This is a genomic window from Pseudomonas sp. B111 (assembly GCF_026428275.1).
Taxonomy (GTDB): Bacteria; Pseudomonadota; Gammaproteobacteria; order Pseudomonadales; family Pseudomonadaceae; genus Pseudomonas; species Pseudomonas aeruginosa.
Genome location: NZ_CP097857.1, coordinates 3,807,124 through 3,830,433, shown reverse-complemented (window position 1 = coordinate 3,830,433; position 23,310 = coordinate 3,807,124). Strand labels below are relative to the sequence as shown.

Annotated in this window: 25 protein-coding genes; 18 read left to right on the top strand and 7 right to left on the bottom strand. The window is 65.9% G+C overall.

The genetic code is table 11. The features are described 5' to 3' along the window. Positions 1–8 precede the first annotated feature (8 nt). The 3 genes from M6E97_RS17760 to M6E97_RS17750 are packed head-to-tail and all read left to right on the top strand — an operon-like array spanning position 9 to position 1,886. Positions 9–1,106, top strand: coding sequence for a PLP-dependent cysteine synthase family protein (locus M6E97_RS17760; RefSeq protein ID WP_003086377.1), 1,098 nt, complete (start codon positions 9–11; stop codon positions 1,104–1,106). A gap of 10 nt (positions 1,107–1,116) precedes the next feature. Then, on the top strand, positions 1,117–1,638 hold the full coding sequence (locus tag M6E97_RS17755; RefSeq protein WP_003086379.1) for a GNAT family N-acetyltransferase: 522 nt from the start codon (positions 1,117–1,119) through the stop codon (positions 1,636–1,638). After that, on the top strand, positions 1,635–1,886 hold the full coding sequence (locus M6E97_RS17750; RefSeq protein WP_003082096.1) for a hypothetical protein: 252 nt from the start codon (positions 1,635–1,637) through the stop codon (positions 1,884–1,886). Before M6E97_RS17755 ends, M6E97_RS17750 begins: the two co-directional genes overlap by 4 nt. 28 nt (positions 1,887–1,914) lie before the next feature. Here the strand turns inward: M6E97_RS17750 and M6E97_RS17745 are convergent, their stop codons facing one another. Next, entirely contained in the window at positions 1,915–2,580 is a 666-nt protein-coding gene (locus M6E97_RS17745) for a COG3650 family protein (RefSeq protein WP_003082099.1), read from the bottom strand. Positions 2,581–2,674: 94 nt separating this feature from the next. Between M6E97_RS17745 and M6E97_RS17740 the strand changes: the two genes are divergently transcribed. After that, entirely contained in the window at positions 2,675–3,073 is a 399-nt protein-coding gene (locus tag M6E97_RS17740) for a DUF488 domain-containing protein (protein WP_003086382.1), read from the top strand. A gap of 10 nt (positions 3,074–3,083) precedes the next feature. Here the strand turns inward: M6E97_RS17740 and M6E97_RS17735 are convergent, their stop codons facing one another. After that, complete coding sequence (locus M6E97_RS17735) at positions 3,084–3,683, bottom strand: short chain dehydrogenase (RefSeq protein ID WP_003108693.1); 600 nt, start codon at positions 3,681–3,683, stop codon at positions 3,084–3,086. Between the two features lie 105 nt (positions 3,684–3,788). Between M6E97_RS17735 and M6E97_RS17730 the strand changes: the two genes are divergently transcribed. From M6E97_RS17730 to M6E97_RS17720, 3 genes are all read left to right on the top strand, one after another. After that, a complete protein-coding gene (locus M6E97_RS17730; protein WP_003082110.1) occupies positions 3,789–4,703 on the top strand; it encodes a LysR family transcriptional regulator in 915 nt (304 codons plus the stop codon). A gap of 98 nt (positions 4,704–4,801) precedes the next feature. Further along, positions 4,802–6,712 carry an ATP-binding protein gene (locus M6E97_RS17725; RefSeq protein WP_004348565.1) on the top strand — a complete coding sequence of 637 codons (1,911 nt, stop codon included), beginning with the start codon at positions 4,802–4,804 and terminating at the stop codon, positions 6,710–6,712. A gap of 36 nt (positions 6,713–6,748) precedes the next feature. After that, positions 6,749–9,043, top strand: a complete 2,295-nt coding sequence (locus M6E97_RS17720) for a hypothetical protein (RefSeq protein ID WP_016253741.1) — start codon at positions 6,749–6,751, stop codon at positions 9,041–9,043. 76 nt (positions 9,044–9,119) lie between these two features. On the opposite strand, the gene M6E97_RS17715 is transcribed toward M6E97_RS17720, so the two are convergent. The 5 genes from M6E97_RS17715 to M6E97_RS17695 all read right to left on the bottom strand — a co-directional run bounded on the left by M6E97_RS17715 (position 9,120) and on the right by M6E97_RS17695 (position 14,143). Continuing rightward, positions 9,120–9,821, bottom strand: coding sequence for an ABC transporter ATP-binding protein (locus M6E97_RS17715; RefSeq protein WP_003086389.1), 702 nt, complete (start codon positions 9,819–9,821; stop codon positions 9,120–9,122). 2 nt (positions 9,822–9,823) lie between these two features. Continuing rightward, positions 9,824–10,591 carry a high-affinity branched-chain amino acid ABC transporter ATP-binding protein LivG gene (gene livG / locus M6E97_RS17710; RefSeq protein WP_003082125.1) on the bottom strand — a complete coding sequence of 256 codons (768 nt, stop codon included), beginning with the start codon at positions 10,589–10,591 and terminating at the stop codon, positions 9,824–9,826. Then, positions 10,588–11,841 (bottom strand): high-affinity branched-chain amino acid ABC transporter permease LivM, encoded by a 1,254-nt coding sequence (locus tag M6E97_RS17705; RefSeq protein ID WP_003082131.1) that lies wholly within the window; start codon positions 11,839–11,841, stop codon positions 10,588–10,590. Before M6E97_RS17705 ends, livG begins: the two co-directional genes overlap by 4 nt. Then, positions 11,838–12,761, bottom strand: coding sequence for a high-affinity branched-chain amino acid ABC transporter permease LivH (gene livH / locus M6E97_RS17700; protein ID WP_003086391.1), 924 nt, complete (start codon positions 12,759–12,761; stop codon positions 11,838–11,840). The genes M6E97_RS17705 and livH overlap by 4 nt, the downstream gene beginning before the upstream one ends. A gap of 260 nt (positions 12,762–13,021) precedes the next feature. Further along, positions 13,022–14,143 carry a branched-chain amino acid ABC transporter substrate-binding protein gene (locus M6E97_RS17695; RefSeq protein WP_003086396.1) on the bottom strand — a complete coding sequence of 374 codons (1,122 nt, stop codon included), beginning with the start codon at positions 14,141–14,143 and terminating at the stop codon, positions 13,022–13,024. 298 nt (positions 14,144–14,441) lie between these two features. On the opposite strand from M6E97_RS17695, the gene M6E97_RS17690 reads away from it, so the two are divergent. The 11 genes from M6E97_RS17690 (at position 14,442) to flgJ (ending at position 23,310) form a co-directional block, all read left to right on the top strand. Then, a complete protein-coding gene (locus M6E97_RS17690) occupies positions 14,442–14,759 on the top strand; it encodes a DUF2288 domain-containing protein (RefSeq protein ID WP_003133968.1) in 318 nt (105 codons plus the stop codon). A gap of 66 nt (positions 14,760–14,825) precedes the next feature. Then, the gene (locus M6E97_RS17685; protein WP_003111391.1) at positions 14,826–15,188 is read left to right on the top strand and encodes a DUF5064 family protein; all 363 of its coding nucleotides are present in this window, start codon (positions 14,826–14,828) and stop codon (positions 15,186–15,188) included. Between the two features lie 252 nt (positions 15,189–15,440). Further along, positions 15,441–15,848, top strand: a complete 408-nt coding sequence (gene flgB, locus M6E97_RS17680) for a flagellar basal body rod protein FlgB (RefSeq protein ID WP_003133966.1) — start codon at positions 15,441–15,443, stop codon at positions 15,846–15,848. Positions 15,849–15,853: 5 nt separating this feature from the next. After that, complete coding sequence (gene flgC / locus M6E97_RS17675) at positions 15,854–16,294, top strand: flagellar basal body rod protein FlgC (protein ID WP_003082150.1); 441 nt, start codon at positions 15,854–15,856, stop codon at positions 16,292–16,294. A 12-nt stretch (positions 16,295–16,306) separates the two neighbouring features. Then, on the top strand, positions 16,307–17,020 hold the full coding sequence (gene flgD / locus M6E97_RS17670) for a flagellar hook assembly protein FlgD (protein ID WP_003111390.1): 714 nt from the start codon (positions 16,307–16,309) through the stop codon (positions 17,018–17,020). Between the two features lie 27 nt (positions 17,021–17,047). Next, positions 17,048–18,436, top strand: coding sequence for a flagellar hook protein FlgE (gene flgE / locus M6E97_RS17665; RefSeq protein WP_003086405.1), 1,389 nt, complete (start codon positions 17,048–17,050; stop codon positions 18,434–18,436). Positions 18,437–18,653: 217 nt separating this feature from the next. After that, the gene (gene flgF / locus M6E97_RS17660; RefSeq protein WP_003082159.1) at positions 18,654–19,403 is read left to right on the top strand and encodes a flagellar basal-body rod protein FlgF; all 750 of its coding nucleotides are present in this window, start codon (positions 18,654–18,656) and stop codon (positions 19,401–19,403) included. Positions 19,404–19,449: 46 nt separating this feature from the next. Beyond that, on the top strand, positions 19,450–20,235 hold the full coding sequence (flgG, locus tag M6E97_RS17655; protein ID WP_003082164.1) for a flagellar basal-body rod protein FlgG: 786 nt from the start codon (positions 19,450–19,452) through the stop codon (positions 20,233–20,235). Positions 20,236–20,280: 45 nt separating this feature from the next. Further along, positions 20,281–20,976 carry a flagellar basal body L-ring protein FlgH gene (gene flgH / locus M6E97_RS17650; RefSeq protein WP_003086407.1) on the top strand — a complete coding sequence of 232 codons (696 nt, stop codon included), beginning with the start codon at positions 20,281–20,283 and terminating at the stop codon, positions 20,974–20,976. 11 nt (positions 20,977–20,987) lie between these two features. Then, positions 20,988–22,097 carry a flagellar basal body P-ring protein FlgI gene (locus M6E97_RS17645; protein ID WP_003082169.1) on the top strand — a complete coding sequence of 370 codons (1,110 nt, stop codon included), beginning with the start codon at positions 20,988–20,990 and terminating at the stop codon, positions 22,095–22,097. Positions 22,098–22,107: 10 nt separating this feature from the next. Beyond that, a complete protein-coding gene (gene flgJ, locus M6E97_RS17640) occupies positions 22,108–23,310 on the top strand; it encodes a flagellar assembly peptidoglycan hydrolase FlgJ (RefSeq protein ID WP_003133938.1) in 1,203 nt (400 codons plus the stop codon).

The window sequence follows — 23,310 nt, the reverse complement described above, 5'->3', positions numbered from 1 at the left end:
GAGTTTCCATGACCGTCGACCAACGCCAATGGGCCCGCGAGGCGATCCGCATCATCGAAGCGGATTTCCAGCGCAGCGCCGATACCCATTTGATCCCCCTGGAGACTCCCGGCCTGCCTGGCGTCGAACTGTACTTCAAGGACGAGTCCAGCCACCCCACCGGCAGCCTCAAGCATCGCCTGGCGCGCTCGCTGTTCCTCTATGCGCTGTGCAACGGCTGGCTCAGGCCGGCCGCGCCGGTGATCGAGGCATCGAGCGGCTCCACGGCGATTTCCGAAGCCTATTTCGCACGCCTGCTGGGCCTGCCCTTCATCGCCGTGATGCCGGCCAGCACCTCGAAGGAAAAGATCGCCCAGATCGCCTTCTACGGCGGCCAGAGCCACCTGGTGGAGGACCCCACCCAGATCTACGCCGAGTCCGAACGCCTGGCGCGGGAGAGCGGTGGCCATTTCATGGACCAGTTCACCTATGCCGAGCGCGCCACCGACTGGCGGGCGAACAACAACATCGCCGAGTCGATCTTCCAGCAGATGCGCCACGAGCCGTACCCGACCCCGACCTGGCTGATCTCCAGCCCCGGGACCGGCGGCACCCTGGCGACCCTCGGCCGCTACGTGCGCTATCGCCAGCACTGCACCCGGGTGCTCTGCGCCGACGCCGAGCGTTCGGTGTTCTTCGACGCCTATGTCAGCGGCGACCGTGGCCTGACCCTGGATTGCGGTTCGCGGATCGAGGGCATCGGCCGGCCGCGGGTCGAGGCGTCCTTCCTGCCGGAAGTGATCGACGCGATGGTCAAGGTACCGGACGCCTGGTCGCTGGCGGCCATGCATTACCTGGCCCGGCGCCTGGGGCGGCGGGTCGGCGGTTCCAGCGGAACCAACCTGATCGGCGCCCTGGTGGCCGCACGGCAAATGGTCGCGGCCGGCGAGAAGGGGTCGCTGGTGGCGATTCTCTGCGATGGCGGCGAACGCTATGCGACCACCTATTACGATCCGGTCTGGCTGGCCAGGCAGGGCTATGCGCTGGAACCCCTGGTCGAGGCGCTGGCTGCCTGCGTCGAGCGCGGCGTGGCGTTGCCCGACGGGCTGCTGGTGGTTGGACTTTGAAGGAGTGGATATGCACCGTTTGCGAGCTGCCGAAACCGGCGATATCGAGGCCATGACCGACCTGCTGCTGAGCCACGGGCCGAATCCCTGGAACCATTTGCCGGAGGAGGGGGTGCGTGCGCATCTGCGAGCCATCGCCGACGGCGAGGTACGGGCCGTCCTGGCCGAGCGCGACGATCGGCTGCTGGGGTTCGCCAGCTTCCGCCGCACCGAGGATTTCGCCCATTACCAGCCGCAGCGTGCCGATGCGCCGCGGGCCTACATCTGCGAGGCGGTAGTGCATCCGGCGGCGGCCGGCCAGGGGCTCGGCAGCGCGTTGCTGGAGGCGGTGCTGGCCCAACTGGCCGACGAAGGCATCGAGGATGTCTATATCGATCGTCACGAAGAGAACCTGGCGTCGGCGGGAATGATGCGCAAGGCCGGCTTCGTCGAGCTGGAGACCTACGCCGATCCGGCGCGGCGGCCGAACGGCTCGGGGCGCTCGACGGTGTGCCATCGCAATCTTTCCCTCCAGCGCAGAGCCGTGCGATGAGTTTCATCCGCCTCAAGGTGCGCGCCGCCTTCATGGTCCACGGCTACGACGCGGACAACCGGGAAATCGTCGAGCAGATCGGCGAGGAACGCTTCGTCGAGAAACTGCTGCGCATCGAACGGATCCAGTCGATCAGCGAGAAATACCTGCTGGTCAGCGCCTCCCACGGGCGCGTCGCCTACTGGGAGTACGAGGGCGGCCTGACGGCGCTGCGGCGGCGCCTGGAGCAGGCCGGATTGCTCTTGTAGGGAAAGGGCCGTCGCGCGGCCCCTCGCTTCACTTGCCCAGTGCGCCCGGATAGGCGCAGCCGCGCAGCGTCTCGCCATCGATGCGCAGTTCGGCGGAGTAACTGCTGAAGGCACCGCTCATGCTGTCGGTGCAGGACGACGGGGCGATCCACAGTTCGACCTTCTTGCCGTTCGCCTCGCTGGAATAGCTGGTGCTGCCGTTCGGCAGTTCCTCGGCGACGTAAGGCAAGGCCAGGGTCTCGTGTTCGGGGCGGTCCAGGCGCAGGCCCTGGTTGTTCACCCTGGCGCTCCAGAAGGGTTCGTTGCCGTTGGCGGCGAAGGTCAGCAGCTTGAAGTTCGGGTCGTCGCAGCCGGGGCCCTCGTTCTGCACGCGGTACAGTCGGCTGACCTCCAGCTTGCCGTCGGTACCGCGGACCTTGGCCGGTCCCATGGTGCCGCGCAGGTCGACGAACAGGCCCTGGGCGCCGTCGTCGAACAGGCTGTCGGCTTCGCGGCGCAGGCCGGTATTGGCCACGTCCTCGATGCTGAACAGGCGCTTCTCGGTGCAGGGGCGGAATTGCAGCGCGCCGTTGATCTTCACCAGTTCGCCCTGGAAGCGGGTGTCTACACTGGTGCTCGGCGATTCGGGCTTCCACACCTGGCAGGCGGCGAACAAGGGGAGCAGGCTGTAGACCAGCAGACGGGCAGGGCGCATAGGGAAGACTCCATCGAAAATGCGCCCACGTTACCGAGCGTCCGGGCCTAGCTCAAGTCCGGATCGGACTTCATCGCAACCAGGGAGTCGATCGATGATCCAATGCAAGCGTGTATACGAACCGGCGTCGCCCGCCGATGGCCGGCGCGTACTGGTGGACCGGCTGTGGCCGCGCGGCATCCGCAAGGAAGCCCTGGCCATGGACGACTGGCTGAAGGAGGTCGCGCCCTCCAACGAGGTGCGCAAGCAGTTCTGCCACGATCCGGCACTCTTCGACAGCTTCCGTGAACACTACCGCGCCGAGTTGCAGGCGCACCCGGAACATTGGTGGGGCCTGCTCGACTGCGCTCGCGAGGGCACCCTGACGCTGCTCTACGGCGCCCACGACCAGCAGCACAACAATGCCGTGGTGCTGGCCGAGTTCCTCGAGGAAGAGCTGGACCGCCAGCAGCCGGGCAGTTCGCCGACCTGCTACGCCGACCGCCTCTCCTGAGAAATATCGCTTACCAGATGCGGTACACCTGGCCGGTCTGCGCGCCTTCCACGCTGCGTGCATAGCCCAGCGCGGCGTCCGCCGCCGGAACCGGCTTGAAGCCACGGAAGTAGGGCGCGTAGCCGGGCAGCGCCTCGCTGACCACGGTCGGGCTGACGGCGTTGATGCGTAGGCCGCGCGGCAACTCCAGGGCTGCGCCGCGGACGAAGCCCTCGACGGCGCAGTTGACCATGCTCGCCGAACTGCCGAAGCGGATCGGCTGCTCGGCGAGCACGCCGCTGGTGAGGGTGAAGGAGCCCCCGTCGTTGGCGTACTCGCGGCCGAGCAGTACCAGGTTGACCTGGCCCATCAGCTTGTCGCGCAGGCCGAGCTGGTATTGCGCCTCGCCCATTTCCTCCAGGGCGCCGAAGTGCACCTTGCCGACCGCGGCGACCAGCGCGTCGAAGCGACCGGTCTTCTCGAACAGGGCGCGAATGGAGTCCGCGTCGCTGATGTCGACCTGGAAATCGCCGCTGCTGTGGCCTACCCGGACGATCTCGTGGCGCTCGCCGAGTTCTTTGTCGATGCCCTTGCCAAGGGTGCCGCTGGCGCCGATCAGGATGATTTTCATACAGGCCTCTCGTTGCGTGAAGGTGAGTGGTTTCCAGTGTAGAGTCGCCTTTGCTGTGGATAATCCTGTCAATCGACAACCTGCCGTTTTCATAGGGAAACAATCGTGAAGGACCTGGACGATCTCGCCGCCTTCGCCGTACTCCACGACCTGGGCAGTTTCACCCGCGCCGCCGAGCGCCTCGGTTGCAGCAAGGGCCAACTGTCGAAGCGCATTGGCGTCCTCGAGCAGAAGCTCGGCGTAACCCTCTTGCACCGCACCACCCGCCGTCTTTCGCTGACCGCCGCCGGCGCCGCGCTGCTGCCCGAGGCGCAGGCGTTGCTGGTGCAGGCCGAGCGCGCGCGGCAGGCGGTGGCGCGCTTGCAGGAGCGAGCGGAAGGACGGGTGCGGGTGACCCTCCCGGTCTCGCTGGGCGAGACCCTGTTCGACGCGCTGCTGGAGGACTTCCAGGAACGCCATCCGCTGCTGCGCGTCGAGCTGGACCTGTACAACGGCCTGCGCGACCTGGTTGGCGAGGGCTTCGACCTGGCGATTCGCTCTGGGGTCGAGCAGGACGCCCGGCTGGTGGCGCGGCCGCTGTTCGTCCTGCAGGAAATCACCTGCGCCAGTCCCGCCTACCTGGCGCGACACGGCGAGCCGCAACGCCCGGCCGAGCTGGCCGAGCGCGAGTGCCTGCTGAACTCGCACTACAGCGGCCACGAGGAGTGGCTCTATCACCGCCACCATCGGCTGGAGCGGGTACGGGTTGCCGGCTTTCTCGCCAGCAACCACTACAGCCTGTTGAAGAAAGCCGCGCTGGCCGGCACCGGCATCGCCCGGCTGCCGTCATACATGGTCCACGACGAACTGGGCGATGGCCGCCTGGCCTGGTTGCTGCGCGACTACCAGACGCGCAGCACGCCGATGTTCCTCGTCCATCCGTTCCAGGGCGGCCTGCCGCGGCGCACCCAGGTGCTCGCCGATTACCTGCTCGACTGGTTCGAGCGCAGCCGGCGACAATTGATCGGCCTGGAGGGTTGAACATTTCGCTGCGACGCGGCTCTATTGCACTCCGGGCCGCTTCCATGCGGCCTGAAGCTCATCGCGGGCACGCCGTTGCACAAGGAACGTGACGGAACGTGGCAGAATCCCGCACCGGACCGCTCGCGCGCGAGCGGACGCCATTCATCGAACGCTTGGATAGGGACATGCAAAGCAGCTTTCCGCAATCGAACACTCCCCAGATCCGTCGCGCTGGAGTCGACCTCAACGGCGTGATGTCGGTGCTCAGCAAGCACCTCTATTCCACGCCCACCGTGGCGTTGCGCGAGCTGGTGCAGAACGCCCACGACTCGATCCTCCGTCGCCGCCTGGAGCAGCCCGACTGGCAAGGGCCGTCGCGAATCGAGGTGATCGGCGACAGCGCCAGCAACACCGTGCGCATCGTCGACACCGGCGCCGGCCTCACCGAACACGAAATCCACGCCTACCTGGCCACCGTCGGCGTCGGCTACACCCGCGGACTGCGCCAGTCCGGCCACGAGGACAGCGGGCTGATCGGCATGTTCGGCCTGGGCTTCCTCTCCGCTTTCGTCCTGGCTCGCCGGGTCAGCGTGCGGACCACGTCCTACCAGCAGCCAGAGTTGGGCTTCTGCTACGTCTCCAGCAACGCCGAGCAATACAGCGTGACGCCGATGCCGGCGCGCCCGGTAGGCACCGAGATCACCCTCGAACTGCAGGACGAATACAGTGCGCTGACCCAGGCCGCACGCCTGCGCGAGATCCTCGAACGCTACTGCGTGCTGTTGCGCGAGCCGATCCACGTCGGCGGCGACGCCCAGCCGATCAACCCGGAGCCGCCGCCGTGGCGGCTGGCCGCCGACGCCGCGCTGCACCCGCTGCAACGGCAGCGCCGCGACCTGGAGTTCGCCGCGCGTTTCGAACATGACTTCGAACCGATCTGCTGCCTGCCGGTGCGCCCGGACGAGCGGGTCGACGTGCAGGGTCTGCTGTGGATCCAGGACGGCGGCACCTATGGCACCAGCGACAACCGCAATCTCTCGGTTTTCCTCCGCGGCATGCTGCTCGACGATGACGCCCGCGACCTGCTGCCGTCCTGGGCCGGGTTCGTCGGCGGGGTGATCGAGTCGAACCGCCTGACGCCCACCGCCAGCCGCGAGGACCTGCAGCGCGACGACCATTACGCGGCGATCCAGCATGCGCTGGCCGAGGCGCTGATCGCCGGGCTCGGCGAGGTGGCGCGGCAGCAGCCGGAGGCCTGGCGGCGGGTCCTGCTGCGGCACAACGAGGCCCTGCTGGGAGCGGCGTTGTGCGACGAGCGTCTGTTCGCGCTGATGATGGACAGCCTGCGCGTACCCACCTCCCAGGGCGACCTCCCGGCTTCCGAACTCCTTTCGCGCGGAGCGGTGCATGTGCTGCTGGACAACGACAGCGGCTTCGAGGAAATGCTGTTCCGTGCCATGGGCGTACCGGTGGCCCATGGCAATCGCTATGCGGTGGTACCCTTCCTCCGTCGCTGGGCGCAGGCCAAGGGGATGCGCCTGGTGGAGCTGGGCACCGAGCAGGGCAACCGCCAGTTGTTCCGCCTCGACCGACTGCCCGAGCGCGAGACCGGCTGGCTGGCCGAACACCTGGGCGGCGCCGAGGAGCAACTGGTGATCGCCCGCTTCAGCCCCGAGGAATTGCCGCTTGTGGTGGTGCCCGACCGCGACGCCGAACTCAAGCGGCGACTGGAGGACGACGAGGCCGACAAGCGTATTTCCACCGCGGCGTTGCGCCTGGCCCGGCAGTTCACCCGCAAGCTCGACAATCGCCAGCCGAGCCGGCTCTACGTCAACCTCGACAATCCGGCGGTGCAGGCGCTGCTCGCGGCCGTCGGCGAGGAACGCGACGAAGCGGCCCATGCGGCGTTGCTGCTGCGCTCGTTCAAAGTGATCATCGCCGGACAGGGACGCGGCCAGCCCGCGACCTCGCTGAACCAGGCCCTGGCCGGACTCGCCGATTCGGTGAAGCGCCTGCTGGGGCAATAAGAAAATTCGCAACACGCCTGATGGAGACTGAAGCATATGGATATCTGGAACTGGGTGGAGAAGCTCCGCGCCGACCTGCGTGAGGCCGGCCAGGAGCAGAGTGCGCGGCTGATCGACGAACTCACCGCGTACGTCTGTGACCTCGAGGTGGAGCGCGCCGAGGCGCTGTTGCCGGAGGTCAAGGCGCTGAGCCGGACGTTGAACAACCCGTGGCTGGAAATCTTCGTCCGCCACTGGGAGATGCGTAACCGGGTCGGCAACCAACTGGAGGGCGAGACCGCCCTGGCCGACGCCGTTTCCCTGTTCGAACTGGCCAACCGCGACGACACCCAGGCCTGCCCGCAGTCGGTCTGCGTGACCCAGGACCTGGCGTCGTGCTACGCCAACGTCGACGGCCCGGGCTGGGTGGAAGAACGCATTGAGGTGTGCGACGAGACCCTGGCGCGGATCGACCCGACCTGGGCCTGCTTCCACTGTCTGAGCAACGAGAAGGCCGAGGCGCTGCTCGACGACGGGCGCGGCGAAGATGCCCTGGCCTTCCTGGCCGAACAGGAGAAGAAGATCCTCGCCGCCGGCGAGGAGGTATTCGACAGCCTCCTGGAGATGCGCGTGGCGATCCTGCTGAACCTGGGGCGCGCCGAACAGGCGCTGGCCCTGATCGGCGAGATGGAGGAGAAGGTCGAGGGCGCGGAGTGGAACAACATCAGCCAGCCGCGGCGTCTGTACAAGGCCCACGGTCTGGCGTTGCTGGGGCGCGACGAGGAGGCCCTGGAGGCGCTGCTGCCGTTCTCCGAGATCGCCCCGCGCTACCGTACGATCTGGCTGCGCGCGGTCTACCTGCTGCTGCAACGGACCCCTGAGCGCAACACCTGGGACTTCGGCGGGCGCCTGCAGCAGATGCTCGAACACTACTCGCAGAAGGGCGCGCACCGGGTGGTCATCGATGTTGCCAGCCAGGCCATCCGCCTCGCGTTGCAACGCGGTTCGGTATGGAGCGCCAGGCGCCACCTGGCGCTGGCCGAACAGCATGCTCAACAGTTGCAGCGCGATCGGGGCGCCAGCCAGTTGCTCGCCGGGTTGAGGGAGGAGATCGATGCCGCGCCGCAGCAGCAGGAGCTGCCGGTGCCGGCTGCGGAGTTGCTCGACTGGCTGGCTGCGCAGGGCAGCGAAGACGCGCCGCGCAACCCGGAGAAAGAAGTGCAGTGGCTGCTCCAGGCGCTGGCCGAGCGGCCCGACGACACCGCCTTGCGCGAAGTGGCCGCCTCGGCGCTACAGGCCTGCTCCGCCGACGACGAGGCCATCGACCTGCTCTGGGAGTACGTCGAGCGCCACACCGGCGAGGAGCAGCAACTGGCCTACTACCTGCTCAATGCCTTGCTGGCCCGCGGCGAGTACGACCAGGTCAAGCGCCTTGGCCGGCTCTACGCCGACAGCGTGCCGCTGATCGCGCTGTGGAGCGAAGTCAAGCTGGCCGAGAAACTCAACGACTGGCCGGAGCTGGAGCGCGCCTGCCAATCGGTGCTGGAGATTTCTCCCGGCTCGCTGGGAGCCCACAGCCTGCTGGGTAAGGCGCTGATGGAGCAGGATCGCTTCGCCGAGGCGGCGCTGGCCTACCAGCGTCTGGCCGGCAAGCTGGAGGAGCCGCAGTCGGTGCAGTGGGACCAGATGACCGCCGCCAGCGCCGCGCGCGACTGGACGATGCTGCGCGAGGTCGCTGCCGGCATGGGCATGGAGTTCGCCGCCGGCGACGGACCGATCGAGGAAGACTGGGGCTGGGTGATCGTCCGTTACATCGAGGATGGCGAAGCGCTCGACTACTACGCCCGGCGCACCGGCCCGGTGACCGCGCGGGTCCTCGAGAACGCGCCGGGCAATCGCAGCCAGCGGGTCGGTGACTGGGTGGTGTTCGACGCCGGCCTGATCTATCCGGCTCCGGAAGACGAGGAGGAGCGCAAGCGTTTCGTTCCCACCTATGCGGTGGTGCACGTCCTCGAGAGCGGTGGTTACTCGCCGAGCTGGCTGGTGGACGGCGTCTATCCGGGCGACGAGGCCTTCGACGCCTTCCGCGAAACGCTCGACGCGCGCGGCTGGAAGGTCTGGGTGCACAGCAACCGCGACTACCAGGTCACCGATGCCAGCAGCGGCGAGGAACTGCGGGCGATCTACTTCACCGTCGCGACACCCGCGCAGCAGGCGCCGCGCGACCTGCACCAGGCGTTGCAGGAGGCCACCGGGCAATGGCCGCACCGCATGTGCTGGCTGCGCCTGGCGGAAGCGGCGGAGGTCGACACCCAGCCGCACCTGGACGCTATCGAGCGCTACGGCCTGTAGCCGGTACGCCTCGGCATAAAAAAACGGCCCGTGAGGGCCGTTTTCGTAGGCGCTGAAGTCTCCGGCGGGACGGTGCTCAGCCGCCGAGGTAGGCGTCGCGCACCTTCGGGTTGGTCAGCAGGGCGGCGCCGGTGTCGTGCATGACGATCCGGCCGTTCTCCAGCACGTAGGCGCGATCGGCGAGCTTCAACGCCTGGTTGGCGTTCTGCTCGACGAGGAACACGGTGACGCCTTCGCGACGCAGCTGCTCGATGATCTCGAAGATCTGCTGGATGATGATCGGCGCCAGGCCGAGCGAAGGTTCGTCCAGCAGCAACAGCTTTGGCTTGCTCATCAGCGCGCGGCCGATGGCGAGCATCTGCTGTTCGCCGCCGGACATGGTCCCGGCGCGCTGTTCGTAGCGTTCCTTCAGGCGCGGGAAGAGTTCCAGCACCTTGTCCATCTGCACCTGGTAGTCGTCCTTGTCGGTGAAGAAGCCGCCCATCGCCAGGTTTTCTTCCACCGTCAGGCGGGAGAAGACCCGGCGGCCTTCCGGGACCACCGCGATGCTCTTGCGCATGATGGTGGAGGAGGGCAGGCCGACCAGTTCCTCGCCTTCGTAGCGGATGCTGCCGCTGGCCGCCTGCGGCGAGCCGCAGAGCGTCATCAGCAGGGTCGACTTGCCGGCGCCGTTGGCGCCGATCAGGGTGACGATCTCGCCCTTCTTCACTTCCACGCTGACGTCGTGCAGCGCCTGGATCTTGCCGTAGTAGGTGGAAACCTTGTCGAAACTCAGCATGCTCACGCTTCCCCCAGATAAGCCTTGATCACGTCCGGGTTGTCGCGGATCTGCTCCGGCGTCCCGTCGGCCAGGGGGGCGCCCTGGTTGATCACCACGATATGGTCGGAAATGCTCATCACCAGCTTCATGTCGTGCTCGATCAGCAATACCGTCACGTTGTGCTCGCTGCGCAGCTTGGCGATCAGCGCCTTGAGGTCGTCGGTCTCCTTCGGGTTGAGGCCGGCGGCCGGCTCGTCGAGCATGAGGATCCGCGGGCGGGTCATCATGCAGCGGGCGATCTCCAGGCGTCGCTGCTGGCCGTAGGCGAGGGTGCCGGCGCTGCGGTTGGCGAACTCGGTAAGGTTGACTTCCTCCAGCCAGTGCGCGGCGTACTCCATGGCCTCGCGCTCGCTGCGGCGGAATGCCGGGGTCTTGAACAGGCCGGCGAGGAAGTTGGTGTTGAGGTGGCGGTGCTGGGCGACCAGCAGGTTCTCCACCGCGGTCATTTCCTTGAACAGGCGGACGTTCTGGAAGGTCCGCACCACGCCCTTGCGAGCGATCTTGTGGCCGGGCAGGCCCTGGATCTCCTCGCCGTCGAGGCGGATCAGGCCGCCGGTGGGCTGGTAGAAGCCGGTCAGGCAGTTGAACACGGTGGTCTTGCCGGCGCCGTTCGGGCCGATCATCGAGACCACCTGCTTTTCCTCGACCTTCAGGTTGACGCCGTTGACGGCCAGCAGGCCGCCGAAGCGCATGGTCAGGCCGCTCACTTCGAGAATCGGTCGGCTCATGGCTTCAGCTCCAGGTGCGGGCGTTGCATCGGCAGCAGTCCCTGGGGACGCCAGATCATCATCACGATCATGGTCAGGCCGAAGATCAGCATGCGGTATTCGTTGAACCCGCGCATTTCCTGGAGCAGCACCATCACCACCGCGGCGAGGATCACGCCGAGCTGCGAACCCATGCCGCCGAGCACGACGATCGCAAGGATCATCGCCGACTCGATGAAGGTGAAGGACTCAGGCGTCACCAGGCCCTGGCGGGCGGCGAAGAAGCTGCCGGCGAAACCGGCGAAGCTGGCGCCGATGGTGAAGGCGGAGAGCTTGACGATGGTCGGGTTGAGACCGAGAGCGCGGCAGGCCACTTCGTCCTCGCGCAGCGCTTCCCAGGCGCGACCGATCGGCATGCGCATCAGCCGGTTGATCACGAACAGGGCCAGCAGCACCAGCAGCAGGGCCACCACGTAGAGCAGGATGACCTTGTAGTTGGTGTTGTAGGCGATGCCGAAGAACTCGTGGAAGGTCTGCATGCCTTCCGGCGCGCGGCGTTCGAAGGTCAGGCCGAACAGGGTCGGCTTGGGGATCGAGCCGATGCCGTTGGGGCCGCCGGTGATCTCGGTCATGTTGCGCAGCAGGATGCGGATGATCTCGCCGAAGCCGAGGGTCACGATCGCCAGGTAGTCGCCGCGCAGGCGCAGCACCGGGAAACCGAGGAGGAAACCGAACAGCGCGGCCATCATCCCGGCGATCGGCAGCGCGGTCCAGAAGCCGAACCCGGCGTACTCGGCGAGCAGCGCGTAGGTGTAGGCACCCACCGCGTAGAAGCCGACGTAGCCGAGGTCGAGCAGGCCGGCCAGGCCGACCACGATGTTCAGTCCGATGCCGAGCATCACGTAGATCAGGATCAGGGTGGCGATGTCCACCGCCCCGCGCGAGGCGAAGAACGGCCAGACGAAAGCCACCACGACCAGGGCGAGGACCGCCCAGCGCTGGGTCGATGGCAGGCTGAGGAAGTTCTTCAGGCCGCTGCCGTTGACCTTGTAGCCGACGCCGCGACCCAGCTTGAGCGGGATGCGGTCGCGGAACAGCTGCCAGACGAACATGGCCAGGGCGGCCGCGGCGATGGTCCAGAGGGTCTGCGCATCGGCGCCGAGGACCTCGAGCTTGATGCCGACGGTGCGCAGCTTCAGGCCGAGGATCGGATAGGACACCAGGATCACGAGGAGGGCGCTGAACAGCGCGCGCTTGAGGGACTGGCTCATACTTTTTCCACCTCCGGACGACCGAGGATGCCGGTAGGTCGGAACAGCAGCACCAGGATCAGCAGGCCGAAGGCCACCACGTCCTTGTACTGGTCGCCGAACACGTCGGCGCCGAAGGCTTCGGCGACGCCCAGCAGCAGGCCGCCGAGCATGGCCCCGGGGATGCTGCCGATGCCGCCGAGCACCGCGGCGGTGAACGCCTTGATCCCGGCGAGGAAGCCGATCCCGGGGTTGATCACGCCGTACTGCATGCCCAGCAGCACCGCGGCGACGGCGGCCAGGGCAGCGCCGATGACGAAGGTGAGGGCGATGATGTTGTTGCTGTTGATACCCAGCAGGTTGGTCATCTTCAGATCCTCGGCGCAGGCGCGGCAGGCGCGGCCCAGGCGGGAGCGGGAGATGAACAGGGTGAGGCCGAACATCACCAGGAAGGTGACGACGAAGATCAGGATCTGCATATAGGAGATCACCACGCCGTTCATGCTGCTTTCGCCGAACACGAAGTTGCCGGGCAGCAGGGTCGGGATGGCCTTTTCCTTGGAGTCCTGCGAGAGCATCACGGCGTTCTGCAGGAAGATCGACATGCCGATCGCGGAGATCAGCGGGATCAGGCGGTTGCCGCCGCGCAACGGGCGGTAGGCGACCCGCTCGATGCTGTAGCCGAAGGCACTGGTGACGATGATGCTGGCGGCGAACGCGGCGAGCATCATCAGCGGAACGCTGTCCAGCCCCATCATCGCCAGCAGGGTGATGGCGATGAAGGCGATGTACGAGCCGATCATGTACACCTCGCCGTGGGCGAAGTTGATCATGCCGATGATGCCGTAGACCATGGTGTAGCCGATCGCGATCAGCGCATAGGTGCTGCCGACGGTCAGGCCGTTAACCAATTGTTGTAGGTAATGATAAATCTCGGGCATGGGACTCTCTCGCTAAACGCCCGCCGTTGTACGGCAGGTAGACGTTCGGCTCGCGGGTGTGGGGCCGGAACGCTGCTGAGACCCGTCACGATCCGGCGCGCGGCGGGCCGGCGGGAGGCAGGGGAAAGCCGCGCTCCCGTCCACCAGGAGTGAACGCTGCCGGTCTTCGCCTGCCCTTGCCGGGCCGCCGCTCGCGGAATCATGCGGGTACTAAAACAAAGCCCACGGTGGGTGACGTGGGCTCCGTACTGCAACGATGCTTACTTGACCTCGGTCCGGGTGGCGTCCTTGTGCCACTCGTAGACGGTGAAGTCGAAGTTCTTCAGGTCGCCCTTCTCATCGAACCCGAGGTTCCCGGTGGGAGTCTCGAAGGTGTTGGCGCGCAGGGCCGCGGCGACCTTCTCCGGATCGGCCTCGCCGGCTTTCTCGATGCCCTTGGCGATCACGGTGACCGCGGAGTAGGCGGGCAGGACGAAGATGCCGCTCGGATCCTGGTTCTTCGCCTTGAAGGCGTCGATCAGGGCCTTGTTCTTCGGATCCTGCTCGAAGGCGCGCGGCAGGGTCGCCAGCATGCCTTCCGAGGCGTCGCCGGCGATCGCGGTGATTTCGCTGTTGCCGACCCCTTCCGGGCCCATGAAGCGCGCGTCCAGCCCGGCCTGCTTGGCCTGGCGCAGCAGCAGGCCCATTTCCGGGTGGTAGCCGCCGAAGTAGACGAACTGCACGCCGGCTTTCTTCAGCTTGCTGATCAGCGCGTTGAAGTCTTTGTCGCCGGCGTTCAGGCCTTCGAAGACGGCAACCTTGATGCCGGCGTCTTCCACGGTCTTCTTCACCTCGGTGGCGATGCCTTCGCCGTACTGCTGCTTGTCGTGCAGTACCGCGATGGTCTTGTCCTTGTAGCGTTCGGCGATGAACTTGCCGGCCACCGGGCCCTGCATGTTGTCCAGGCCGATGGTGCGGAAGATCAGTTTGTAGCCGCGCGAGGTGATTTCCGGGGCGGTGGCCGACGGGGTGATCATCAGCACGCCTTCGTCTTCGTAGATGTCGGTGGCGGGTTGGGTGGAGCTGGAGCAGACATGGCCGACCACGAACTTGACGCCGTCGTTGACCACCTTGTTGGCGACCGCCACGGCCTGCTTGGGATCGCAGGCGTCGTCGTAGATCACGCCTTCGAGTTGCGCGCCGTTCACGCCGCCTGCCTTGTTGATCTGTTCGATTGCCATCAGCGCACCGGCGCGCTGCATGTCGCCGTACTGGGCTACCGGACCGGTGACCGGGCCAGCCAGGGCGATCTTGATGGTGTCGGCGGCCATGGAGTAGCTGGCGAACCCGGCAATGGCCATCGCGGCGAACAGGCGGGATAGACGCTGAGTACCCTTCTTCATAGTGCTCCACTCTTCTTGTGTGTTGTCATTGTTGTAGTCTCGCGGCTGCGGGGGCCGGAGGAGACCGGGTGATCGTCATGGACGGACCCCGGGAACTGTACCGGTACAGTGTAGAGCGGCGCTTCGTCGCTTGAAAAGCACGGCACGGCGAGCTCCCGTGAGTCGTGTCGCCTGGTTGACATAAACGTATAGAAAAACGGCGCGGACCTGCATCACCTCCCTGGGCCCGGTTTCCCTTCGGCTGTCGTGGGCTACCGGCGGGCGTTATCATGGCGCCCATGCAATCCAGGTAGATCCCATGACAGAACAAACTAGCACCCTCTATGCCAAGCTGCTCGGCGAGACCGCGGTCATTTCCTGGGCCGAGCTGCAACCGTTCTTCGCCCGTGGCGCCTTGCTCCAGGTCGATGCCGCGCTGGACCTGGTGGAAGTCGCCGAGGCCCTGGCCGGGGACGCCCGCGAGAAGGTCGCCGCCTGGCTTTCCGGCGGCGGCCTGAGCAAGGTCGGGGAGGACGCGGCCAAGGACTTCCTCGAACGCGACCCGACCCTCTGGGCGGTGGTGGTGGCGCCCTGGGTGGTCATTCAGGAACGCGCGGAAAAAGCGACGTTGCACTGATCCAGGGCGGTTTTCTTTCGCTCGACCCTGGCTAGACTGATTCCGATTCCCACCAGGAGATTCGTCATGTTCGAACCAGGCCACCTCCATCTGGTCAGCCTGCCCGGCCTCGACCAGCAGGACATCAATATCCATATCCGCTACGAGGTGCGGCAGAACGCCGAATCCGGCGCCTATGTGCACTTCGACATGGACGGCGAGATCGATGGCAAGTCGTTCAGCGACTCCTTCGAGCTGCCGCGCGATACCGCCTTCAACTTCGCCAGCGATGCCACGCGGGTCGCCCAGAAGCACGGCCTGCACCCGAAGTTCGGCGCGATCACCCGGGTGCACAAGGAATACGATGCGATGTTCGAGGACATTCGCGCCAAGCTGCATGCCCATCCCGGCGAACCGGTGGATCTCGAGCGGATCATTCGCCACGAGTGAGCCGAGTCCCCAGCGGCTGGAAGCATGGGAAAGGCCCGATATCGACGATATCGGGCCTTTTTTCGTTTGCCGGAGAAGCCGTTCCAGGGGCTTGCCACCCTTGCCGGCAAGCGGAAACGGCTTGCCGCTTGCCGCTTCCGGGTTGTCCTGAAATAAACTCAAGTTATTGAATATAAAGGATTTTAATAATCTGGCACGGGCCTTGCTGAAGTGTTGGCGACGAAAGCCACACCGGCAAACAGGTTCGCAGCCATGAGCATCAGTTTCGACAGAGCACTCGGTATCCACCAGCAGGCCCTCAGCTTCCGCGCCCAGCGCGCCGAAGTGCTGGCCAACAACCTGGCCAACGCCGATACCCCGAACTACAAGGCTCGCGACCTGGACTTCGCCGCGGTTCTCGCCGAGCAGAAGGACAAGGCCGCCAAGGGTACCTTCGCCACCCGCATCACCAACGAGCGGCATATCGCCGCCGAAGGTTTCGGCATGGGCGAGGGCAGCCTGCAGTACCGCATCCCGGTCCAGCCGTCGATCGACCAGAACACTGTCGACGCCCAGATCGAGCAGGCCAACTACGCCGAGAACGCCATGCACTTCCAGGCGTCCTTCACCTTCCTCAACAGCAAATTCAAAGGGCTGGTCAGCGCCCTGCGTGGAGAGTAACCGCCATGTCCCTCGCCAGTGTCTTCAACATTGCCGGTAGCGGCATGAGCGCCCAGAGCACCCGCCTGAACACCGTGGCCAGCAACATCGCCAACGCCGAGACGGTTTCCTCCAGCGTCGACAAGACCTACCGCGCCCGCCATCCGGTGTTCTCCACCATGTTCCAGCAGGCCCAGGGCGACAGCGGCTCGCTGTTCGCCGACCAGGACAGCTCCGGCGCCGGCGTGCAGGTGCTGGGCATCGTCGAGGACCAGAGTTCGCTGATGCCGCGCTACGAGCCGAACCATCCGGCCGCGGATGCCAACGGCTACGTGTATTACCCCAATGTGAACGTGGTCGAGGAAATGGCCGACATGATTTCCGCCAGCCGTGCCTTCCAGACCAACGCGGAAATGATGAATACCGCCAAACAGATGATGCAGAAGGTCCTGACCCTGGGTCAGTGAGCGGAGTAGAGCATGAGCATCGATAACGTCAGCGGCACCAGCAGCAACACCGGCAACGTCAACGGCAGCAATCGCGCCGCCGGCAGCGGCGCCACCGAGACCGGGCAGAGCGTCAAGGGCAGCAGCAACCTGGGCAAGGACGAATTCCTCAAGCTGCTGGTGGCCCAGTTGAAGAACCAGGACCCGATGTCGCCGCAGCAGAACGGCGAGTTCATCGCCCAACTGGCCCAGTTCAGCACCGTGGAAGGCGTGCAGTCGCTGAACAAGAGCATGGAGAGCATTCTCTCCAACTACCAGTCGTCGCAGGCCCTGCAAGCCTCGTCGCTGGTGGGGCGCAAGGTCATCGTGGCGACCGACAAGTCGGTGGTGGACACCAAGGACACCTTCAAGGCGTCCCTCAACCTGCCGGTTTCCAGCAGCAACGTCTGGGTCAACGTCTACGACGACAAGGGCACCGTGGTGAACCGCATCAACCTCGGCCAGCAGGCTGCCGGCAGCGTCAGCTTCATGTGGGACGGCAAGGACAGCAGCGGCAACATCATGCCGCCGGGCACCTACAAGTTCGAGGCGCAGACCTCGATCGACGGCAAGACCTACGGGCTCCAGACCTACCTGCCGGCCAACGTCGACAGCGTCACCCTGGGGCAGAACGGCGGCGAGCTGATGCTCAACCTCGCAGGCCTGGGCAGCATCGCGCTGTCCAAAGTACAGATCATCGGCCAGTAAGCCGGCGTTTCCGGCAAGGAGCTATCCATGAGTTTCAACATCGGCCTGAGCGGCATCCAGGCGGCCTCCAGCGGCCTGAACGTCACCGGCAACAACATCGCCAACGCCGGCACCGTAGGCTTCAAGCAATCCCGCGCGGAGTTCGCCGACGTCTACGCCGCCTCGGTGCTGGGTTCGGGCAGCAACCCGCAGGGCAGCGGCGTGCTGCTCTCGGACGTCTCGCAGATGTTCAAGCAGGGCAACATCGACTCGACCAACAGCGTGCTGGACCTGGCCATCAACGGCAACGGCTTCTTCGTCACCAGCAACAACGGGGCGATCAGCTACACCCGCGCCGGCTACTTCAATACCGACAAGCAGGATTTCATCGTCGACAACAACGGCTACCGCCTGCAAGGCTATGCCGTCGGGCCGAACGGCCAGTTGCAGAACGGCGTGGTCACCGACCTCAAGGTCGAGCGCGCCAACCAGGCGCCGCAGGCCACCTCGAGCATCCAGCAGTCGTACAACCTCAACTCGACGCTGAAGCCGCCGACCGTGACGCCGTTCGATCCGTCCGACGCCGCCACCTACAACTCGTCCTCTTCGCTGGGCATCTATGACAGCCAGGGCAATTCCCACACCATGAGCCAGTTCTTCATCAAGAACGAGCCGGATCCGAATGCGACCCCGCCGATTCCAGAGAACAGCTGGACCATGAAAGTGCTGATCGACGGGGTCAATCCGCTCGACCCGTCGAACAAGACGCCGATGAGCTTCAACGTCACCTTCGACGCCAGCGGCCAGATGACCTCGGTACGGGCGCCGGACGGCAGCACCAGCGGGCCGGGCTTCAGCATCGACGCGACCACCAACGTGATCCAGTTCAGCCCGGCCACCGGCAATCCGCCGACTCCCGGCACCGGCTGGATTCCGGCGGCCTCGGACGGCAAGACCCCGCCGACCTACGCCTGGAATGGCGCGACCGGTGCCGCCAGCGGCATCTCCTTCGACATGCGCAAGACCACCCAGTACTCCACCGCGTTCGCCCAGAGCAACCCGATCCAGGACGGCTACACCACCGGTCAGCTGGCAGGCCTGGAAATCGACGACACCGGGGTGATCTTCGCCCGCTACACCAATGGCCAGTCCAAGGTGCAGGGCCAAGTGGTGCTGGCGAACTTCGCCAACATCCAGGGTCTGACGCCGATCGGCAAGACCTCCTGGGTGCAGTCCGCGGAGTCCGGCGAGCCGGCGGTCGGCGCGCCGCGCTCGGGCACCCTGGGGGCGCTGCAATCCGGCGCGCTGGAAGCGTCCAACGTGGACATCTCCAACGAACTGGTGAACCTCATCGTCCACCAGCGCAACTACCAGGCCAACGCCAAGACCATCCAGACCGAGGATGCGGTGACCCAGACCATCATCAACCTGCGCTGATGACGGCGAGCCGGTGCCGTCCGGGCGCCGGCAAGGCCCTTGCCGCCAGCGGCAACCCCTGGCCAGGGGTTGCCCCCGAAGCCTCCGAAAGGAGGCTTTCTTTTTTGTAAAATCCATTTAAATCAATAACTTAATTTGTTTTTCGAATTCTGGCACGGAGCTTGCTGGATAACCTGCAAGAAAGCCCGGCGGATTGTGCCGGTGCCTGGAGGATTCGATGGACAAGATGCTGTACGTCTCCATGAGCGGGGCCAGCCAGAACACCCTGGCGATGCGCGCTCATGCCAACAACCTGGCGAACATCTCGACCAGCGGCTTTCGTCGCGACTTCGAGCAGGCGCGTTCGATGCAGGTGTTCGGCGACAGCTTCCCGGCGCGGGTATTCGCCATGAGCGAGCGGCCCGGTACCGATTTCAGCCATGGCAGCCTCCAGGAAACCGGCAACGAGCTGGACATCGCCATCGACGGCGACGGCTTCGTCGCGGTCCAGGCGCCGGATGGCAGCGAGGCCTACGTGCGTACCGCTGGCATGCACATCGACGCCCTCGGCATGCTGCGCACCGGCGACGGTTTGCCGGTGCTCGGCAACGGCGGACCGATCGCCGTGCCGCCGGAGGAAAAGGTGGAGATCGGCCAGGACGGCACCATCAGCATCCGCGCCCTTGGCGAGAACCCCAACGTGGTCGCCGTGGTGGACCGGATCAAGCTGGTCAACCCGAACCTGAAGCAGATGGAGAAGGGTACCGACGGTCTGCTGCACTACAAGCCGCAGCCGGGCGAGCAGGCGCCGCTGGCCGACGCCAACGTGAAGGTGGTCTCCGGTTTCCTGGAAAGCAGCAACGTGAACGCGGTGGAAGAGATGACCGCGATCCTCTCGCTGTCCCGCCAATTCGAGCTGCACGTGAAGATGATGCGCACCGCCGAGGACGATTCGGCGGCCATGGCGCGGGTTTTGCAAATCAGCTAATCACTTGAGCGTGGTGCCATAAAACCGGCACCCGAGGAGCACGACGATGTTATCGGCACTGTGGGTCAGCAAGACCGGTCTGTCCGCCCAGGACATGAACCTGACCACCATTTCCAACAACCTGGCCAACGTATCCACCACCGGCTTCAAGCGCGACCGCGCGGAGTTCCAGGACCTGCTGTACCAGATCCGGCGCCAGCCGGGCGGCCAGTCGACCCAGGACAGCGAGCTGCCTTCGGGCCTGCAACTGGGTACCGGTGTGCGCGTCGTCGGCACCCAGAAGATCTTCACCCCGGGCAGCCTGCAGACCACCGAGCAGCCGCTGGATATGGCGGTCAACGGGCGCGGCTTCTTCCAGGTCCTGCTGCCGGACGGCACCGTGTCCTACACCCGCGACGGCAGCTTCCACCTGAACTCCGACGGGCAGATCGTCACCTCCAACGGCTTCGCCCTGGAGCCGGCGATCGTGGTGCCCAACGAGACCCAGACCTTCACCGTCGGCCAGGACGGCACCGTCTCGGTGACCACCACCGGCAACGCCCAGCCGCAGGTGATCGGCAACATCCAGACCGCCGACTTCATCAACCCGGCCGGCCTGCAGGCCATCGGCAACAACCTGTTCCTGGAAACCGGCTCCAGCGGCGCGCCGCAGGTCGGCACGCCGGGTCTCAACGGCCTCGGCACGGTTGCCCAGAACACCCTGGAAAACTCCAACGTCAACGTGGTCGAGGAACTGGTGAACATGATCACCACCCAGCGCGCCTACGAGATGAACTCCAAGGTTATCTCCACCGCCGACCAGATGTTGTCCTTCGTCACCCAGAATCTTTGACGGGCCCTGACCGGGCCCTGGCTGTACGCCGCGAGGTAGCTTGATATGAACCGGCTGATGATCGTCTCCCTGCTTGGCATCGCCACCGCCCTGGGCGGTTGCGTCAGCCCACCGCCGAAGCCGAACGATCCGTACTACGCGCCGGTGCTGCCGCGCACCCCGCTGCCCGCCGCGCAGAACAACGGCGCGATCTACCAGGCCGGCTTCGAGCAGAATCTCTACGACGACCGCAAGGCCTTCCGCGTGGGCGACATCATTACCATCACCCTCAACGAGAAGACCCAGGCGAGCAAGAAAGCCAACTCCGATATCCAGAAGGACAGCAAGACCAAGATGGGGCTGACCTCGCTGTTCGGTAGCGGCATGACCACCAACAACCCGATCGGCGGCGGCGACCTCAGCCTCAGCGCCGAATACGGCGGCTCGCGCGACGCCAAGGGCGACAGCCAGGCGGGGCAGAGCAACAGCCTGACCGGCTCGATCACCGTGACCGTGGCCGAGGTGCTGCCCAACGGCATCCTCTCCGTGCGCGGCGAGAAGTGGATGACCCTGAACACCGGCAACGAGCTGGTGCGCATCGCCGGCCTGGTCCGCGCCGACGATATCGCCACCGACAACACCGTGTCCTCGACCCGCGTGGCCGACGCCCGGATCACCTATTCCGGCACCGGCGCCTTCGCCGATGCCAGTCAGCCGGGCTGGCTGGACCGCTTCTTCCTCAGCCCGCTGTGGCCGTTCTGAGGACGCTCGCGATGACCAAGTTCAAGCACCTGCTGGCCCTCGCCGCGCTGCTCCTGGCCGCCGGCGCGGCCCAGGCCGAGCGATTGAAGGATATCGCCAGCATCCAGGGCGTGCGGACCAACCAGTTGATCGGCTATGGCCTGGTGGTCGGCCTGAGCGGCAGCGGCGACCAGACCACGCAGACGCCGTTCACCCTGCAGACCTTCAACAACATGCTGGCGCAGTTCGGCATCAAGGTGCCGGCCAACGTCGGCAACGTGCAGTTGAAGAACGTCGCCGCGGTATCGGTGCATGCCGACCTGCCGCCGTTCGCCAAGCCGGGCCAGCCGATCGACGTCACCGTGTCGTCCATCGGCAACGCCAAGAGCCTGCGCGGCGGCAGCCTGCTGATGACTCCGCTGAAAGGTATCGACGGCCAGGTCTACGCGGTCGCCCAGGGCAACCTGGTGGTCGGCGGCTTCGACGCCGAAGGCCGCGACGGCTCGAAGATCACCGTCAACGTACCGTCCGCCGGACGTATCCCGGCCGGCGCCACCGTCGAACGCGCGGTGCCGAGCGGCTTCGACCAGGGCAACAGCCTGACGCTGAACCTCAACCGCCCGGACTTCACCACTGCCAAGCGCATCGTCGACCGCATCAACGAACTGCTCGGTCCGGGCGTCGCCCATGCGGTGGACGGCGGCTCGGTGCGGGTCAGCGCACCGCTCGACCCGAACCAGCGGGTCGACTACCTGTCGATCCTGGAGAACCTCGACGTGCAGCCGGGCGAGGCGGTGGCCAAGGTCATCATCAATTCGCGCACCGGCACCATCGTCATCGGCCAGAACGTCAAGGTATCGCCGGCCGCCGTCACCCACGGCAGCCTGACCGTGAGCATCACCGAAGACCCGATCGTCAGCCAGCCCGGTGCCTTCTCCAACGGCCAGACCGCGGTGGTGCCACGCTCGCGGGTGAACGCCGAGGAGGAGACCAAGCCGATGTTCAAGTTCGGTCCCGGCACCACCCTGGACGACATCGTCCGCGCGGTGAACCAGGTCGGCGCCGCGCCGAGCGACCTGATGGCGATCCTCGAAGCCCTGAAGCAGGCCGGCGCGTTGCAGGCCGACCTGATCGTGATCTGAGGACGACGCCATGGATTCCCGTTTGCTCAGCGGTATCGGCGCAGGCCCCGACAGCGGCTCCTATACCGATCTCAACCGCCTCAACCAGCTCAAGGTCGGCAAGGACCGCGACGGCGAAGCGAACATCCGCAAGGTCGCCCAGGAATTCGAATCGCTGTTCCTCAACGAGATGCTCAAGTCCATGCGTTCGGCCAACGAAGCGCTGGGCGACGGCAATTTCATGAACAGCCAGACCACCAAGCAGTACCAGGACATGTACGACCAGCAACTGTCGGTGAGCCTGTCGAAGAATGCCGGCGGCATCGGCCTGGCCGACGTGCTGGTGCGCCAGTTGTCGAAGATGAAGCAAGGCTCCAGGGGCAACGGCGAGAACCCGTTCGCCCGGGTCGCCGAGAACGGCGCCGGTCGCTGGCCGAGCAACCCCGGCGCGCAGGCCGGCAAGGCCCTGCCGATGCCGGAAGCCGGCCGCGACGACTCGAAGCTGCTCAACCAGCGGCGCCTGGCGCTGCCGGGCAAGCTGGCCGAGCGCATGCTCGCCGGCATCGTTCCCTCCGCCTCGCCGGCCGCCAGCCAGATGCAGAGCCTGGGCCAGGACAGCTACCTGCCGGCGCAGAGCTACCCGGCGGCGAGCCGCCGCGGTTTCTCCACCGATGGCGTCGACAGCCAGGGCAGCCGGCGCATCGCCCAGCCGCCGCTGGCCAGGGGCAAGTCGATGTTCGCCTCGGCCGACGAATTCATCGCCACCATGCTGCCGATGGCCCAGAAGGCCGCCGAGCGGATCGGCGTCGATGCCCGCTACCTGGTGGCCCAGGCCGCGCTGGAGACCGGCTGGGGTAAATCGATCATCCGCCAGCAGGATGGCGGCAGCAGCCACAACCTGTTCGGCATCAAGACCGGCAGCCGCTGGGATGGTGCCTCGGCGCGCGCCCTCACCACCGAATACGAAGGCGGCAAGGCGGTCAAGGAGGTCGCGGCGTTCCGCTCCTACTCGTCGTTCGAGCAGAGCTTCCACGACTACGTCAGCTTCCTCCAGGGCAACGACCGCTACCAGAACGCCCTGGACAGCGCCGCCAACCCCGAGCGCTTCATGCAGGAACTGCAGCGCGCCGGCTACGCCACCGATCCGCAGTACGCCCGCAAGGTGGCGCAGATCGCCAGACAGATGCAGACCTACCAGGCCGTCGCCGCCGCCGGCACGCCGCCTCTGGGTTGA